The 16063-nt window shown below is 38.0% G+C and carries 17 protein-coding genes; 2 read left to right on the forward strand and 15 right to left on the reverse strand.

The window, feature by feature from the left end; genetic code table 11:
- Positions 1-174 precede the first annotated feature (174 nt).
- The 10 genes from NAG76_06675 to ybaK form a co-directional block, all read right to left on the reverse strand.
- Positions 175-1800 (reverse strand): PucR family transcriptional regulator ligand-binding domain-containing protein, encoded by a 1626-nt coding sequence (locus NAG76_06675; GenBank protein URN95923.1) that lies wholly within the window; start codon positions 1798-1800, stop codon positions 175-177.
- 60 nt (positions 1801-1860) lie between these two features.
- Positions 1861-2529, reverse strand: a complete 669-nt coding sequence (locus NAG76_06680) for a cysteine hydrolase (protein ID URN95924.1) — start codon at positions 2527-2529, stop codon at positions 1861-1863.
- A gap of 85 nt (positions 2530-2614) precedes the next feature.
- Positions 2615-3055 carry a cupin domain-containing protein gene (locus tag NAG76_06685; protein ID URN95925.1) on the reverse strand — a complete coding sequence of 147 codons (441 nt, stop codon included), beginning with the start codon at positions 3053-3055 and terminating at the stop codon, positions 2615-2617.
- 36 nt (positions 3056-3091) lie between these two features.
- Entirely contained in the window at positions 3092-4267 is a 1176-nt protein-coding gene (locus tag NAG76_06690; GenBank protein ID URN95926.1) for a BMP family ABC transporter substrate-binding protein, read from the reverse strand.
- A 76-nt stretch (positions 4268-4343) separates the two neighbouring features.
- The gene (locus tag NAG76_06695) at positions 4344-5249 is read right to left on the reverse strand and encodes an ABC transporter permease (protein ID URN95927.1); all 906 of its coding nucleotides are present in this window, start codon (positions 5247-5249) and stop codon (positions 4344-4346) included.
- A complete protein-coding gene (locus NAG76_06700) occupies positions 5246-6298 on the reverse strand; it encodes an ABC transporter permease (GenBank protein ID URN95928.1) in 1053 nt (350 codons plus the stop codon). Before NAG76_06700 ends, NAG76_06695 begins: the two co-directional genes overlap by 4 nt.
- A complete protein-coding gene (locus NAG76_06705) occupies positions 6295-7821 on the reverse strand; it encodes an ATP-binding cassette domain-containing protein (GenBank protein URN95929.1) in 1527 nt (508 codons plus the stop codon). Before NAG76_06705 ends, NAG76_06700 begins: the two co-directional genes overlap by 4 nt.
- Before the next feature lie 256 nt (positions 7822-8077).
- Positions 8078-9835: an allophanate hydrolase gene (atzF, locus tag NAG76_06710; protein ID URN95930.1), complete on the reverse strand. Its 1758-nt coding sequence runs from the start codon at positions 9833-9835 to the stop codon at positions 8078-8080.
- A gap of 28 nt (positions 9836-9863) precedes the next feature.
- Positions 9864-10556 (reverse strand): cysteine hydrolase, encoded by a 693-nt coding sequence (locus tag NAG76_06715; protein ID URN95931.1) that lies wholly within the window; start codon positions 10554-10556, stop codon positions 9864-9866.
- A 260-nt stretch (positions 10557-10816) separates the two neighbouring features.
- Positions 10817-11290, reverse strand: a complete 474-nt coding sequence (gene ybaK / locus NAG76_06720) for a Cys-tRNA(Pro) deacylase (GenBank protein URN95932.1) — start codon at positions 11288-11290, stop codon at positions 10817-10819.
- A 193-nt stretch (positions 11291-11483) separates the two neighbouring features.
- Here ybaK and NAG76_06725 point away from each other — a divergent pair, with 193 nt between their 5' ends.
- Positions 11484-11873, forward strand: a complete 390-nt coding sequence (locus tag NAG76_06725) for a hypothetical protein (GenBank protein ID URN95933.1) — start codon at positions 11484-11486, stop codon at positions 11871-11873.
- Positions 11874-12043: 170 nt separating this feature from the next.
- Here the strand turns inward: NAG76_06725 and NAG76_06730 are convergent, their stop codons facing one another.
- From NAG76_06730 to NAG76_06740, 3 genes are read right to left on the reverse strand one after another with little or no spacing between them, the layout of a single operon-like run.
- A complete protein-coding gene (locus tag NAG76_06730; protein URN95934.1) occupies positions 12044-12244 on the reverse strand; it encodes a DUF951 domain-containing protein in 201 nt (66 codons plus the stop codon).
- Between the two features lie 17 nt (positions 12245-12261).
- Positions 12262-13092, reverse strand: a complete 831-nt coding sequence (locus NAG76_06735; GenBank protein ID URN95935.1) for a mechanosensitive ion channel family protein — start codon at positions 13090-13092, stop codon at positions 12262-12264.
- 23 nt (positions 13093-13115) lie between these two features.
- Positions 13116-13373 (reverse strand): DUF3343 domain-containing protein, encoded by a 258-nt coding sequence (locus NAG76_06740; GenBank protein URN95936.1) that lies wholly within the window; start codon positions 13371-13373, stop codon positions 13116-13118.
- A 152-nt stretch (positions 13374-13525) separates the two neighbouring features.
- On the opposite strand from NAG76_06740, the gene yyaC reads away from it, so the two are divergent.
- Positions 13526-14083, forward strand: a complete 558-nt coding sequence (gene yyaC / locus NAG76_06745; protein URN96781.1) for a spore protease YyaC — start codon at positions 13526-13528, stop codon at positions 14081-14083.
- 1 nt (position 14084) lies between these two features.
- Here the strand turns inward: yyaC and NAG76_06750 are convergent, their stop codons facing one another.
- Both NAG76_06750 and NAG76_06755 read right to left on the reverse strand, forming a co-directional pair.
- Positions 14085-14564, reverse strand: coding sequence for a DUF4446 family protein (locus NAG76_06750; protein URN95937.1), 480 nt, complete (start codon positions 14562-14564; stop codon positions 14085-14087).
- 276 nt (positions 14565-14840) lie between these two features.
- Positions 14841-15986, reverse strand: coding sequence for an aminotransferase class V-fold PLP-dependent enzyme (locus NAG76_06755; GenBank protein URN96782.1), 1146 nt, complete (start codon positions 15984-15986; stop codon positions 14841-14843).
- Positions 15987-16063: the final 77 nt, after the last annotated feature.

A 16063-nucleotide genomic window follows, 5' to 3' on the forward strand; every position in this document is an offset into this window, starting at 1 on the left:
GTATGTGACCCCCCCTTTACTATTGGATATTCATTACATATCGTTCATTATAAGGCTGTCATAATTTACATTCAACGATATAATAATTAATATTTAGTTATATTTACTCATTATGGTATTTAAATAAAGAGAGTAACGAATTGACTGCATGAAGTCATTCATTACTCTCTTTATTCACCCATGAAGATGATAGACTTTTATCGCTAATTGTAATAATAATTTAATTTCTGGATTATCTAGTTTAAAGCCAAGCTCATGACTAATTCGTTCTAACCTGTAGTTAACGGTATTGTAATGGACATACAATCGTTCAGCCGTTTCTTTTGCATTGCAGTTACATTCAAAATATGTTGATAACGTTGTTAGCAGCGTACCTTGTTGCTTACGTTCAAGAACAAGCAAAGGATATAAGTAAAGCTGTTTGAATTCTTCCATTTCCTCTGTATCTTGCATGCGATAGAGAAGCAAATATACCCCTAGTTGGCTATAATGGTATATTTCACTTTGTGTTAAATGTACCTTTCGAATTTCCATTACCCGCTTCGCTTCACGGTATGCTCCAGCAACTTCAGTAGCTTGCTCTACGACTCGACTTAAACATAGTGTAGCTTTCTTCTCATGGAGCACTGATTTTACGACATTATTAATTCCTTGCAAAAATGTATTACGCTGCTCCTTTGACCATCTTGCACCACTTTGAGAAAGTAGAAAAGTTAATTCACCTTCTAATATAATCCACATAAGGCGTACACCTTGCTGCAATTCTGCATCCCAACGCAGTGACCTAACCATTTCCTGTAATTCTTTCACATTAGGATGCTCTTCCCAGAAAGATACAACACCAACCATATAAGTACTTGTATGATCTAATTCCCAGCCACATGCTTCTGCTCTTAGATGAATGTCAACATTGGATACCATTCTTCCAGATAGCCAATCTTGAACAAATTGATCGGAATATTTAGCTTCAATCTTCTTCCTTGCTTGCATATTACTTATTTCAAAACCTAATAGTCGAGATGCCCAATTGACAGTTAAGGCATCCACCGTACTATACGGGCTATATTGTTCAATAATAACTAAACGATAAGATTGTTGAAACTCTCCTGGGACAATCATGCTATGTGCATGAAATGCTTCTTCTCCAATATGCAGCACGTTTGTTTCCATACGTTCTGATGAATACCATTTTTCCAATTCTTGTTCATTAACTTTTCCATACCATGCCTCAAGCTCCTGTGGCACAATGACCGTCTGATCTTGATCTATCAATATGACAGGATTATTAATCATAATATATAGATGCTTCAAAAATGAAATTAGACCATCTCCATGCAACAATAGATGGGATAGCCTTTGCACTCTTGATTGTAGAATCATTAAGTCCTTTGCTTCGGAAACAAGAACTCGTTCCATAATTTCACGTACTAAGTCAGAGAAGGTTGTACTTGGTGGCAATTCAATTAATGGAAGTCCACAGCGATTAGCAGCATCAATAACTTCTTGCGGCACGCTATCAAAGAAACGCTTTGTTTTAATCCCAAGTGCAGCAACACCTTTTGTTGCTAATTGCTCAACTAATAATGCTAGTCGTTCAGGCCTATCTTTAAAGGGATAGCCTGTGGTCATGAGCAATTCACCAGCTCTTACCCAATCTACGACATCTGGTACTTCCATAACGTTTACACGAGTGATCACATTATCTAGTCCTGTATGTCCGCCTAATAGGATAGCTTCTTTGAGATCGGGAACTTCAAATAGTGAATGGACCGTAAATAATTCTTGTTGAATAGTCTCCATATTTTACTTCCCCTCTCATCATGCTGTACGTCTATTTCATATGAATATAGTCACTACAGATTACTGTAGTGACTGAATTAATTCCTCTGACGATGCTACATAGCCAAATATTCCACCTTGCTGATGAATCATTCGAAGTGCAGCGACTTGATCATTGTAATCAAATGCAGCGGTACCATCTGATAGTACAAGACATTGATAATCTCGATCATTTGCTTCCCTAACCGTACTATGCACGCACACATGAGTTGTAACACCACAGACGAGTAGATGTGTAATACTGTGTTGCTGCAGCACATCATCAAGTTCTGTCTTATAGAAAGCCCCTTTTCCTGGCTTATCAATAATAATTTCGTTATCCATTGGTGTAAGCTCGGGGACAATACTATGCCCTAGTTCACCTCTAATGAGAATACGGCCCATTGGTCCAACATCTCCAATACCCGCACCTTGCTGACGACTTCGGGCTAATTTGGAAGGAGGGCAATCTGATAGATCAGGGAGATGTCCCTCTCTCGTATGAATGACTAATATTCCTTGCTGACGTGCTATCTCTAGTACATGCTGCAACGTTGGAATAATAGATTTGGTTAACGTAATATCATTGCCTAACATTTCACCAAATCCACCGGCTGCACAAAAATCGTTTTGCATATCTATGATGAGTAATGCTGTGGACTCTTTTGAATAATGAAATGAATACGGTAATGCTTGTTCAACGATATTCATGATCGATTCCCCCTTCGTAGAGTTGTGTGCAATTAGATAATTTACTACGTTAATCTTCTAGCACAATATGTGTTTTAAAAGTCGATTACATTCCTTTTAATGGACGATCAACAGCTACATCAACTAGTGTTGTATCAAAAAATACATTGTGCGGAACATTTTCTTCTACGGGTAAAAAGATACTAATCTGCTCAGAATCTATACTACCTTCATTTACTACGGAATGGACAACCTCAGCTGGAACATGGAATGTATCTCCCGCCTTGTAAGATTTCCACTCACCATTACATAACAAGCGAACTTGGCCAACTGTAATATGAATAATTTCAGCTACATTATGATAGTGAGGAAGAACGGCGCCACCGACGCCGATCTTTTCCCACAGTACTGAATTTGCACGGAATCCCATTGCATTAGCAGATGCCGCAGTTACGATTTCTCGATGATACAGCTCCACATGATTAGGCATTAACTCCCACTGCTGATCTGCCATTTCTATTACTGTCGTTACTTCTTGCTTACTCATCTGCTCAACCCTCTTTCTAGATTGTATTCATCTCTATTATTGTGGAATTGTACCGATGACACCTTCTACTAGGTAATTTGTAGATTCAAGATCTTCAACTGAAAGTACTTGATCTACTTCAATACGTACGGATCCACTTTGATCGTTAATTGGTCCTGCGAATGGATTCAATGTTCCATCTAGAAGTCCTGCTTTTTGTTCTTCTACATATTGTTGTACTTCTGCAGGAACATTTGCTCCGAATGTGCTAAGTTTTACTACCTCATCGGCCAATGTACCACGATATTTACCATCATATTTACTGCCTTTGAATTGACCTTCTGTCCCTACTTTAACCATATCTACGAATAGATCTCCCCAGTTCCATTCAGAACCAGTTACCCATCCATTCGGAGCAAGTTCATTAGCATCCGCATGATAACCAACTGTCATAATACCACTGCGTTCTGCTGTTTCTACTACAGTTTTCATACAATCTTGGTGAAGTGTTAATAGATCTGCACCTGCGTCAATTAGTGAGTTAGCTGCATTAGCCTGTTGACCAGGATCACACCAGCTACCAGTAAATACAACGTTTGTTGTAATTTCAGGGTTAACCGATTGTGCACCAAGTGTAAATGCGTTAATGTTCAATAGTACTTGGGGAATAGGTACGGATACGATAAAACCTAATTTTCCAGTTTCGGACATTTTACCTGCAGCAACACCTGCTAGATATACAGGTTCCCAAATCGTACCGAAGTAAGTACCTAGATTTTCCGCAGTTTTCAATCCGCCTTGGTGGTAGAACAACACATCGGGATGACGCTTTGCAACATTAAGTGCTGGTTCTAAGTGTCCATATGATGTTGGAAAAATTATTTTTGCACCTTCTTGAATCATTTGTTCCATAACACGTTCAGCTTCTGCACTTTCAGGTACATTCTCTGCACGAATAACTTTAAGGTCAGGATAAGCTTCTTCTACAGCTACACTCCCTAGATAAGCTGCTTGGTTATAACCATAGTCATCTTTTGTTCCGACAAAAATAAATCCTACTGCTGAACTATCTAAACCTGCCACAACATTACTTACCGATTGGTCTGAATTATTAGTATTACCGCCATTTGATGTACTTGCATTGCTACCTGGTTGACTACAGCCTGTTACGACTAGCATAAGAGCTAGTACTAGTACTATCATTGATTTCAATCCGTTGTTACGTATTTTCATGTTGTTTCCCTCCACTTTTCTAATCTATTTGTATACTGCTTCAAAACTATATTGAGCGAGTTAAACTACTTAAAGCTTAACCCGAACCTGCGAGTACTTTTCCAAGTGCCTCGGGGGTTTGACTTTGTTTACGCCGCTCTACAATAAGAAGTGCTACTAAAGTCAGTACATATGGAACCATGAATAAGAAGTAAGGAGAGATTGCTAATCCTTGCTGTTGTACCGTCAATTGTAATGCTTGAGCGGCGCCAAATAGATATGCGCCAATCATTGCTTTCAACGGCTTCCATGATGCGAATATAACGAGTGCTACTGCTACAACACCTCGACCCGCGACCATGTTCTCTACCCAGCTATGGGTATAGGCCACAGATAATTGTGCTCCACCAATACCTGCAAGGAAACCACCAGCTAATACAGCTAAGTAACGAACAAGCTTAGGATTAATTCCACTTGCGAACAACACCTCTTCACGTTCTCCTGCAGCTCTCAAAATAACACCGAGACGAGTACGGAAAATGACATACCACAATAATGGAACAAGTAATAATGATAAATAGGTTAAGGGGTCATGATTGAATAAAATTTTCCCGATAAACGGAATGTCTGATAAGTAAGGAATAGGTACCGGATTAAACCCAACGATTTGTTGACTTACAAAGTTTTTACCGAAGAAGGCTGTTATTCCCATTCCAAAAAACATAATCGTTAAACCTGTAGCTAGTTGATTTGCACCACAACTAAGTACGAGAAAAGCATGAATTAATGAAATAAGTAGACCACATACTCCTCCTGCTAATGTCCCTATCCAAGGGTTTCCTGTCCATACGGTTACAGCAAATCCGCCTAGTGCACCGCATAACATCGAGCCTTCTGTACCTAGATTTATTACGCCTGCTCGTTCAGAAATTAATTCGCCTTGGCTGGCAATCATAACCGAAGTACCCGATCGTATTGCCCCTGTTAAAATATCTGCAATCATTTTTTCACCAGCTTTCCGCTTCCAAGAATAAAGAATAAAACAAGTGCCATTAAAATATTTACGGAAGAAGACGGTAAGCCTGAGAAAATCTCAAGTTTATTTCCTGCAACACTAATCATACCTAGTAAGAAGGCTGAGGCCATTAAGCGAATGGGATGATTCCAAGCCATCATTGCTGCCAAGAAACCTAAATAACCAAAATTTGTTCCAACTGAAGCACGTAAACGTCCTTCAATACCAGCTATTTCAATCATTCCTGCAATACCAGCAAGTGCACCAGCGGCAATTAATACCCAGAAATACATTTTATTAATTTGAAATCCAGCGCGTTCTGCTGCCAATCGATTGCTACCTAATACTCTAATCTTGAAGCCTAATCTCGTTTTCGTAAGCACAAACCATACGATAATAGCTAATACAATGGCGACGATAAACCCTACATGTAGACGAGTACCATTAATAATTGGAAGTCTTAGTGTGTTTGCAATTTCGGGAGAGAATGGCCAGTTAAAAGAATTAGGATCTTTCAACATACCGTGAACGAAAAATCCTACAATGAATACTGCCACGTAGTTCAGTAGTACACTTGTAATAGTCTCGTTTAACTTGCCTTTTACTTTCAATACAGCGACTAGTCCAGCCCATACTGCACCACCACATGCACCTGCAAGTAACATAATTGGGATACCAATCATCGCAGGCATCGTATCAAGGTAGAAAACTGCAAACCAGGTAGCGAATAATGCACCAATGGCTAACTGTCCTTCACCACCAACATTGACTAATCCTGCTTTCGCAGGTAATGCTGCTGCTAACCCCGTAAGAATGAACGGTGTAGCCTTAAGTAATACTTCACCCAATCCATATAGATTACCAAATGTCGTCTGTACCATTGACCAGTAGAGCTCAATCGGATTTACTTTATAAAACGTTAGAAATATTCCAAACACGATAAAAGGTGCAATAATGGCAGCACTTTGTATCATCCATGATTGATTCCGTGCTAGAAAGGATTTATTATCTTTTGTAATCGTTGCGGCTATACTCATGTTGACTCTCCTTTCAGCATTAACTGTCCTATTTGGGATGCATCCGTTGTTGCTGTTTCATATGGTTGTGAAATTCGTTTTCCCGATAAAACAACTAGCTCATCGGAAAGTTTGAACAATTCGTCTAAATCTTCTGAAAATAACACAATTGCTGTTCCTTGTTCTGCAAGTTCAACAAGATGTTGTTGTATTGTTCTTGTTGTTCCAATATCTAAACCACGACTTGGATAACTAATAACAAGTACTTCCGGTGTGCGTATTAAAGCTCTTGTTAGTACCATTCGTTGTACATTGCCACCCGATAGTGTATCTGCATGACGTTGTCCATCAGCAAGTGCTAATGAGTTAGCTTCTTTGCTGAGTTGAAGCTCTTGCGCAAGCATCTTCCAATCTATACCCATCGATTTCTTTTTCATAGGCATACCGTCTAGTATCATATGTTCTAGAATTGAGAAGCCCGGTATAACAGATTCTTTAATAGGGTCTTCTGATACAAAGCTAACTCCCGCTTCTAGAAATGTTCTAACGTCTGGTTTGCACGCTTGACCTTTTAACTCAATGGAACCTTTCACCAGCTTTCTTAATCCAAACAGAACCTCCGCTAGTTCTCGTTGTCCACTTCCTGAAATCCCTGCTATGCCAACGATTTGACCTTTTTTCACTGTAAAATCTATATCTTGAATGACAATCTCACCGTAATCGCCTTTAATAGTTCCGCTTTTTATTTGTAATGATGTTTCTGAGAATATATTGTTTGTATCTTTCATCACTGTTTTTAACTCTTTGTTCCCCATCATCGCTGCAATTAATTCGTCAGCAGTAAGACCATCTTCCTTACTCGCAGAATAGGTAAGTACACCGCTTCTTAAAACACTTACTTGATCGGCAACAGCTAGCACTTCATTAATCTTGTGAGTAATTAACAAAATTCCATATCCATCTTCACGAAGCATTTTCAACATATTAAGAAAGGCTTCTACTTCTTGCGGTACAAGAACACTTGTCGGTTCGTCGAAAATAATTATTTTTGTACCTTCTGCTAGTAATACTTTTACAATTTCAAGTCGCTGACGTTGTCCAAGATCCAATTGCCATACATATGCTTCGGGATCAACAGCTAAGCCGTATTTTGTAGATATTTCAATAATTCTTTTCTTTAATTTTTTTCTATTGAAAGAGAAGCCTTTTTCTACAGCTAAAGCGATATTATCTAAAATTGTTAAAGCAGGTACAACACGAAAATCCTGAAATACCATGCCTATTCCTTTCGCCCGCGCCTTGGTAGGTGGATGTAGTTCTACCTCTTGATCATCCATCATAATCGTTCCACCATCTGGGGCATATACGCCGTACAACATTTTCATCAACGTGCTTTTTCCTGCTCCGTTCTCACCTAGAATGGCATGTATGGAACTTTGCTTAACCACCATATCAATATCACTATTTGCTACTAGAGAACCAAATACTTTCGTTAGTCCTTTTGTTTTCAGGAGATAGTTATTTGCATTTCTTCCTGTTGCCATATGTCCATCTCCTTTTATATGTTAGTTAATGTTACATTTTTTCTCGTTTTTTTCTTATATCCAAATTATATAACATGAAAATGTAATAATCTTTATATTAGATTCACAAATATATGCACTATTATTTGTATTTCAACGATAAAAGTAACATGTATATAACATATAACGCGTGTTATGTATGTGTCCTCATATCAAAAAAGCGTCCAATGATCATGAGTTATTCCCCCATCATCATTGGACGCTTTCTATAACGTAATTACAATAATGCGCGCCAGCTGCCTATATCCGTAATATCTACCGCATCCTCAGTGGCATACTCTTCACATAAAAAGCCTGATACTTCTGTACCGTCTTCTAGTTCTACCTTACCAATACCTAATGGAGCAGGAATCATCGCGGCAAATGAACCAAAACTATGCAATGGCATATTCCATATTTCTACTGAAATTGTGCCACCTTGATCATTAACCTTAATTAATCCAGGCTTACTAGGTGTTGTATTCAATTTATAAAATTTATATTTGTTTGCTGTTTTCGTTTCCTTCAAAAATGTTGCCCCACATTGCTGCATCTGCACCTCAAGTGGCAAACCACGCATATGAAGTCCACATACCGCTACTGGAATTGATGCTACTTCTCGCAATGGTTCTGTTGTAGGTTGTGATACTACATTAGTGAAACGTTTAGCGAGCTCAAATAATGCACCCTCCAACTGAGGTAGTGAAAACATGGTAATACCAAATGGTAATTTATCACCTGCATCAACAGAAGGAATTGCAATTGCGGCTAAATCAAGTAAATTACAATGATTTGTATATAAGCCAAGCTTACTATTATAAGCAATTGGCTCCTCACGTAATTGAGCACGAGAGAATGTTCCCCCAATTGTCGGTAAAATCATTACTCGATCAACTAGCTTTTTACGTGCTTCGAGTTTCATTGCTTGTATCTGATGTTGCGCTTGGAATACGGAAGAGCCTCTATATTGTGCCGCCTTACCTGACTGCAGAATTTCACTTGTAACAGGAAGTGTACTATTCGGATGAGCTTCTATAAAGCTACCTAGCGCTGCCCAGCGCTCTTCAACAAAAGGACCATCATATAGTAATCTAGCAGCTTCTTGAAATAATTGAAGATCAATATACTCTACCGGTAATTGTAGTTGATCAATATATTGTAATGAAGCTTTCCATGCTTGACAATATTGCTCAGCGTAATCACCAAAGAACTCAAGTTCCGATGAAGGTAATAAAACCTTGGTTGGCAGCATAGCAACAGGTACTCCGCGGTCTCTTGACCAAGGATCCTGTTCATCTATCCCCCTTACGCACTGATCAATAATATGAATATCCTCAACATTCCAAGCAAATACTGATACGCAATCAATACTATTACAAGCTGGTACGACGCCTTTCAGCGGCCATGAACCTACACTTGGCTTGAAACCAATAAGTCCATTCAATGATGCTGGCACACGACCTGAACCTGCAGTATCAGTGCCTAATGAAAATGCAGCATGTCCACGTGCAACTGCTACAGCAGATCCAGAGCTCGAACCACCACTAATAAGTTCTGGTTGTAGGGCATTGTGAACTTCTCCATATGGACTACGTACGCCAACTAATCCTGTAGCAAATTGATCTAAATTGCTTTTTCCAATTGGAATAGCACCCGCTTTAATAAGTCTTTCTACTACTGTCGCATGTTTTGTAGGCATATATTCATAATCTGGACAAGCAGCGGTTGTCGGAACATTCGCCCAATCTATATTATCTTTAATTGCAAATGGTATACCCCACAATGGATAATCATCAGGTGACATAGTAGATAATCGTTCAAGATAAGGACGGATGCGTTCCATACGAGGTGGCGTTATCCAAATATTCATATCTTGATCGGCTTCTGATCGCTCTATAATATGCTCAATGACTTGCCTAGGCGTCAGTGCACCTTTCAAATAGTTATCTCTCAATGTTGGTATTGTTAATCTGTCTAATAGATACTCTTGTGACATATGCACCCTCCACCTTTCATTTCTTTTTTTATTTTTGTATCATTGTTTTTAAGGTTTCAATAATATGTTCAGAACTAGATACACTTCCGAATACTCCACCTTGCATCGTAACCATCTTTAATGCAGCTAAGTGATTATCAAAGTCAGTTGCTCCTGTACAATCTTCAACAATTAGACATTCATAACCACGATCATTCGCTTCACGCATCGTTGTATGGACACATACATCGGTTGTAATTCCAGTTAGAATAATATTTTCAATTCGTCTATTACGCAAAATGAGATCGAGATCAGTACCGTAGAAGCTACCTTTGCCTGGCTTATCAATAATTAATTCACCCTCAACTGGGTAGAGCTCTTTAATAATATCCCAACCTTGTTCTCCTCGAACTAGAATTCGACCAGCAGGACCAGCTGAACCAATTTCCGCTCCAATTTGAGCACTTCTCCAACGCTTATTATTAGGAAGATCAGACAAATCTGGCTTATGTCCTTCTCTTGTATGAATCACAGTAAATTGAGGGATCTGACGAACAATATCAAGTAATTGTTTGATAGGTTCAATGGCACGTCTAGTTAATGATAGATCATATCCCATACGATCTACATAACCGCCAACTCCACAAAAATCGGTTTGCATATCAATAATAATTAATGCAGTATTATCAGCTCTTAAGTTTCCGTTATATGGATAATTATATGGATTTGCTTGAATATACATAAAAACACCTCAACTTTTCGCTTTTATATTGCTTTGTTACATTATATAACATGAAATATAAATATACATTGTGAATGAATCACAATATTTTTAGATAATCTTCATGATTCACTAACAATCTTCACTCACTTAGCGACATTAACCTCACTTGTAATGTCATATTTATTGCAACTTTCACTTTCTCATGCATAGTAAAAACGTCTTATCATGTGGCCAAGACCAGTTAATAAGACGTATCATAGGTATATATTCTATTCACTTTAATTTACTGTAATATCTGCTAACTCTAACTTAATAACTTGGGCTAGATCAGTAATCGAAAGTTCAACTTGATACCCAATTTTACCTGCACTGCATATAACCGTATCAAAATGATTAGCAGAAACATCAATAACAGTCATTAATCCCTTCTTCATCCCAATCGGGGAGCAACCTCCATGTACATAACCAGTTAGAGTCAGCAAATCTTTTGACTTCAGCATCTCTATTGATTTCTCTCCTACACTTACTGCAGCCTTCTTTAGATCAAGCTCTTTTGCAACAGGAATCATAAATACATAATTCCGTTTAGATTTTCCAGTCGTCACTAATGTTTTAAATACCTGATCCGGATTTTCTCCTAATATTACAGCTACCTCTATCCCGCTAATAGCATCCGTATCTGCATAAGTGTAATGGTTATAATGTATTTTTCGTTGATCAAGTATTCGCATTACATTTGTTTTATACTCCATGACTTAACCTCGCTTACTATATTTTTACCAACAATGATAGCATAGTTGTAGGAGACACTGCATACTAGCGTTTATATCCCATCCATTTGCAACTATACAATGATTGATTACGTTATTTAGATATCAAGGAATATCTAACCACCATGTTTATTTGATTGATAAATAATACTTAAAAGAAATGGGGAACACTTCAATGAAGAAACTAGTGAATTCTTTAAGCCTAATTCTATTACTACTACTTATATTAGTCGCATGTGGTCATCCATCGACTGAACCTTCAGAAGACCAAATATTACAAGATACTAAAGCGCTTGCAGTAAACATTTTTATCGGTGAAAAAAGTGGTTTGACTGAGAAGTTTCAGTTAACACCTCTGTCTATAGAAAATGCGGACATAAAACTAACTAAGAAAAAAAATCAATTAGATGCTGAGATCTCTGCTTTTGTAGGTGATGTAAATTGGATATCTGAAGCTAAACATACGATGACAGTTCATTACGAAATCAATGCATCCAATCAATGGGATGCTACCGGCGTTATCGTAAACAATCCAGTTATTCTTGTTTTACCACGAGCACAGTAGTATTAATTCTGCCATAAGGAAATAAAAATTTAGTCGCATCGTATAACGAAAGAAGCCACTTCAATGATGGAGTGGCTTCTTTCGTTATTATGATTGCACCTTCATTATGCTTTAACCCATTATTACTATATTTCATTCAACAGGCATATGATACGTTATAACTACAGATATTAGTCTGTACTACCTTGTCTTACAACTTTACGCATATTTTTCTCGAATTTTGCACGAGGGATTAGAATGCTATGTCCACAACCTACACATTTCATACGGATATCCATCCCCATGCGGATAACTTCCATTTCACTTGATCCACAGGGATGTACTTTCTTCATAAGAACGATATCCCCAAGCTCAAATTGTTTTCGTTCCATTGCAATCCCTCCTCTTTTTATGTTTCGCTTTGCTTCATCTGAAGCTGATGTTCTTCTAACATTAACTTAAATTGTTCATTCATATATCGTAGCAATTCATCTTCATAGGTAGCTTCACACTGTACTTCAATTCGCATGACGATTTCATCTTTACTGAATTGTTGCAACCCGAGCACATTAGGCGTTCCAATCATCCGCTTATGTACTAGATTGTCTGCACATTGTTTCACAACTTGCATAATATGATGCAAGTTCCCATTATACTCTATAGGAATATCAAGCTTCACTTTACCTGCATGTATAGAGAAATTGGTAATTTCATTAATTAAGTTATTCGGTACAATATGCACTTCTCCATTCTCATTAATTAATCTTGTAGTACGCATACCAATCACTTCTACTTTACCTTTGAATTTACCATTAGAGATCGTATCTCCTACCGCAAATTGATCCTCTAATACAATGAAGTAACCCGTAATTACATCTTTGACCAAACTCTGTGCACCAAAACCTACAGCTATACCAACAATTCCTGCACCACCTAATAACGGTGCTATTGGGATACCTAGTTCTGATAACACAAGCAATCCTACTATGAAATACGTAACATATGACACTGTGTTTTTGAGCAATTTTGCTACCGTTAGTATTCTGCGACGTTGATTTGGATGATTCACACTCATTTTATCTATAACTACACGATTTATAGATTTATGCAATAACCATACGAGCGTTCTACCCACGACAATAATTAGTATGATTCTAACTAGCCCTATCACTATCATGCTCCAAAATGGATCTGTTAATAGCTTTCCCAATGTATCATCATATAATTTTTTCGTGTCCATTTCACACCACCATCTTAATCAATCTATGAAGAAATCAACTTATAGTCTTGATCGTTTTTTTCAAATATCCCTCTAACTTCTACGCTCTCTTGAACAATAATTTGCTGAACTGTATTTAAATCCTCTTGCGGAAAATGAATAGAAAGTGCGCAGCCTGCAGTAATAGCCTTAGGTGTAGGACAAATATCAATTTCGATATCGGCGTATTCTAGTAACATTTCCGCACGTAATGCTTGTTGTGTAGAATCAAAAGCGATTAATAATAGGTTATTTTCTACCATGATGCCGATGATCCCCTTTCGTAATCCTCTACTACAAGTATAAATCCGTTATTTTGACTACATACTAGTATTATATAATTTGTTTCAAGAAAGGAAACTTACAAGAAACAATGTCTAATAACTCATTAGTTAAAATATCGTATAACTCCCCTATGATACGAAGCGTCTTACAACAAGAATTGCTTAATCTATTACAATATGCTTCCTCTGGGCAAGATATTGTAATCGTATGTATCGGGACGGATCGTTCAACAGGAGATTGTCTGGGTCCACTAGTTGGAACTCATCTATCAAAATATCGTTCGACTCTTATGCATGTTTATGGCTCTATTGCCGAACCCGTGCATGCTCTTAACCTACAACAAACGATGGATACAATCCATAACAGTTATCGGAATCCTTTCATCATCGGAATCGATGCATGTCTAGGTCAAGCATCAAGTGTTGGCTTTATTCAGGCCAACCTAGGTCCTGTTCGTCCTGGAGCTGGAGTTAATAAAGAACTGCCTCCTGTAGGTAATATGCACATTACAGGCGTAGTAAACGTCGGTGGATTTATGGAGTATTTCGTATTGCAAAACACTCGGCTTCATCTTGTGATGTCGATGGCTGATATTATTGCACAATGTTTGTATCATGCTGTTGCCAAACGTTATCGTAATCATTCAGAAGGTGAACAAGACTTGAAATTAACTGAGTTCAAATTATAGACTATTTTGCTGCATTAATGACTTCTTCTTCTTCAGGTGTTAATGAGTATTGTGAAGTTCCTTTTTCAACAGGTTTGCCATATATATAGGCACCTTCGCGACTATGAATACTCGTTAACACTATGCCATCTTTATTGTCATTCGTAATGGCAACAGAGAAGCTCATATCACTACCTGTATTAGAAAAAGCATTATATCTTTTAATGGCTATATTACTTTTAAGTTGTGGCACTCTTGCCTCAACATTTGCCATACGTAGAGCGGCTTGCTCAATTTCAGCATTTTGTAGTTGTTGCTCTGCTTGCAGCGACTGGATAACTCCTTCTAAATTTTCTACGCCAGTCCCCTCCATCATATGTAAATATGATTTCCTTAACTTTTTCAGCTTTCCGCCTAAATTCATCATCATAATCCATTGAATTAATACCATAGCGATAAGAACAATTACAATAATTTCAATATTCTCTGTTAACCAATCCACTACATTTCGCTCCCTTAATGTTCATATCTGCACTATTAATTGTTCTCTATTATTTAATTGTTTAACTTGTATGTTTTTTGAACTACCTCTTCCAATGAAAGTTCAAAAAGTGGGGTTTCGAAAGTCAAGAAGATGGAGCGCTACTTGCGGAAGGAGGAAACGCAAGTGTACATTATTGGTACATGCGTACCGGACTTCCCAAGTTCGCTTCATATTCGATGCCGAATATACTATGAAGTCAATCATCGTTATCAAAGTCCACTTTTTGAACTACCTCTACTCGTATTGTGCTATTATCTCTTTAATAACCCCGATAAATACATCCACTTGTTCCTGTGTTGTACTATATCCTATACTTGCTCGTACTGCTCCGCGTTCACTTGTACCTGCAACTTGATGAGCAGTTGGCGTACAATGAAAACCTGCACGAACAGCAATGTTATAATGTTGATCTAGAATAAACGACAGCTCAGATGGATCAATATGAGGAATATTAAAAGCTACAATTCCTGTTCGAGGTGCGCCAATTTGCGGACCTAAACAATGTACGCCTTCAATCTCTTGCAACCCTCTTAATAATCGCTGTGTAAGTTCCCATTCCTGCATATATATTTGTTCTACCCCTACAGAAAGAACGTGCTTTACACCTTCCGTTAGCCCAGCTATTCCAGCTGTGTTCTGAGTTCCAGCTTCATAACGATCAGGACGCACTGACGGCTGATATGGCACTTCAGATTGGCTCCCTGTTCCTCCATGTAGAAGTGGTTCCAAATCTATATCAGGCGCGATATAAAGCCCTCCTGTCCCTTGTGGACCTAACAATCCCTTGTGGCCTGGAAATGCTAACATATCTATACCCATAGTAACTACATTAATTGGAATTATCCCTACACTTTGTGCACCATCAACTAACATTTTTGCTCCATGGTTATGTGCAATTTCACTAATTTTCTCAAGTGGCATTATAGTTCCAAGCAAGTTCGAACTATGGTTTACAACAATTAATGTTGTGTTATCTTTGAAACTTTTTTCTAACTGGTCCATATTAATGTGACCCTCTTCATCGGCATCAATATAAGTAACTTCCACATTATCGTTTTGTTCTAACTCATAAAGTGGTCTTCTTACTGAATTATGTTCAACTGACGTCGTAATAACATGATCTCCACTTTTCAAAAATCCTTTTATAGCCATATTCAGTGCCATCGTCGTATTATAAGTAAATGCAATGTCATTCGGATTTTTAACTCCCAATAACTTTGCAAGTTGCTTTCTACCGTTAAATAATATTCTACTGGCACGTACTGCCATAGCATGACTTCCACGTCCAGGGTTAGCACTGTCGTTAATCATAGCATGATTGACAGCTTGGATCACGGCTTCAGGCTTCGGCCATGATGTTGCTGCATGATCAAAATACATATATTGTTGCTGCTCTGACAATCCGTTTCCCTCCAACACATAAAATAATGGCATACCTAAGTTTAATCCTTTATACA

Origin of the sequence: Candidatus Pristimantibacillus lignocellulolyticus (assembly GCA_023639215.1) — a bacterium.
Classification (GTDB): domain Bacteria; phylum Bacillota; class Bacilli; order Paenibacillales; family Paenibacillaceae; genus Pristimantibacillus; species Pristimantibacillus lignocellulolyticus.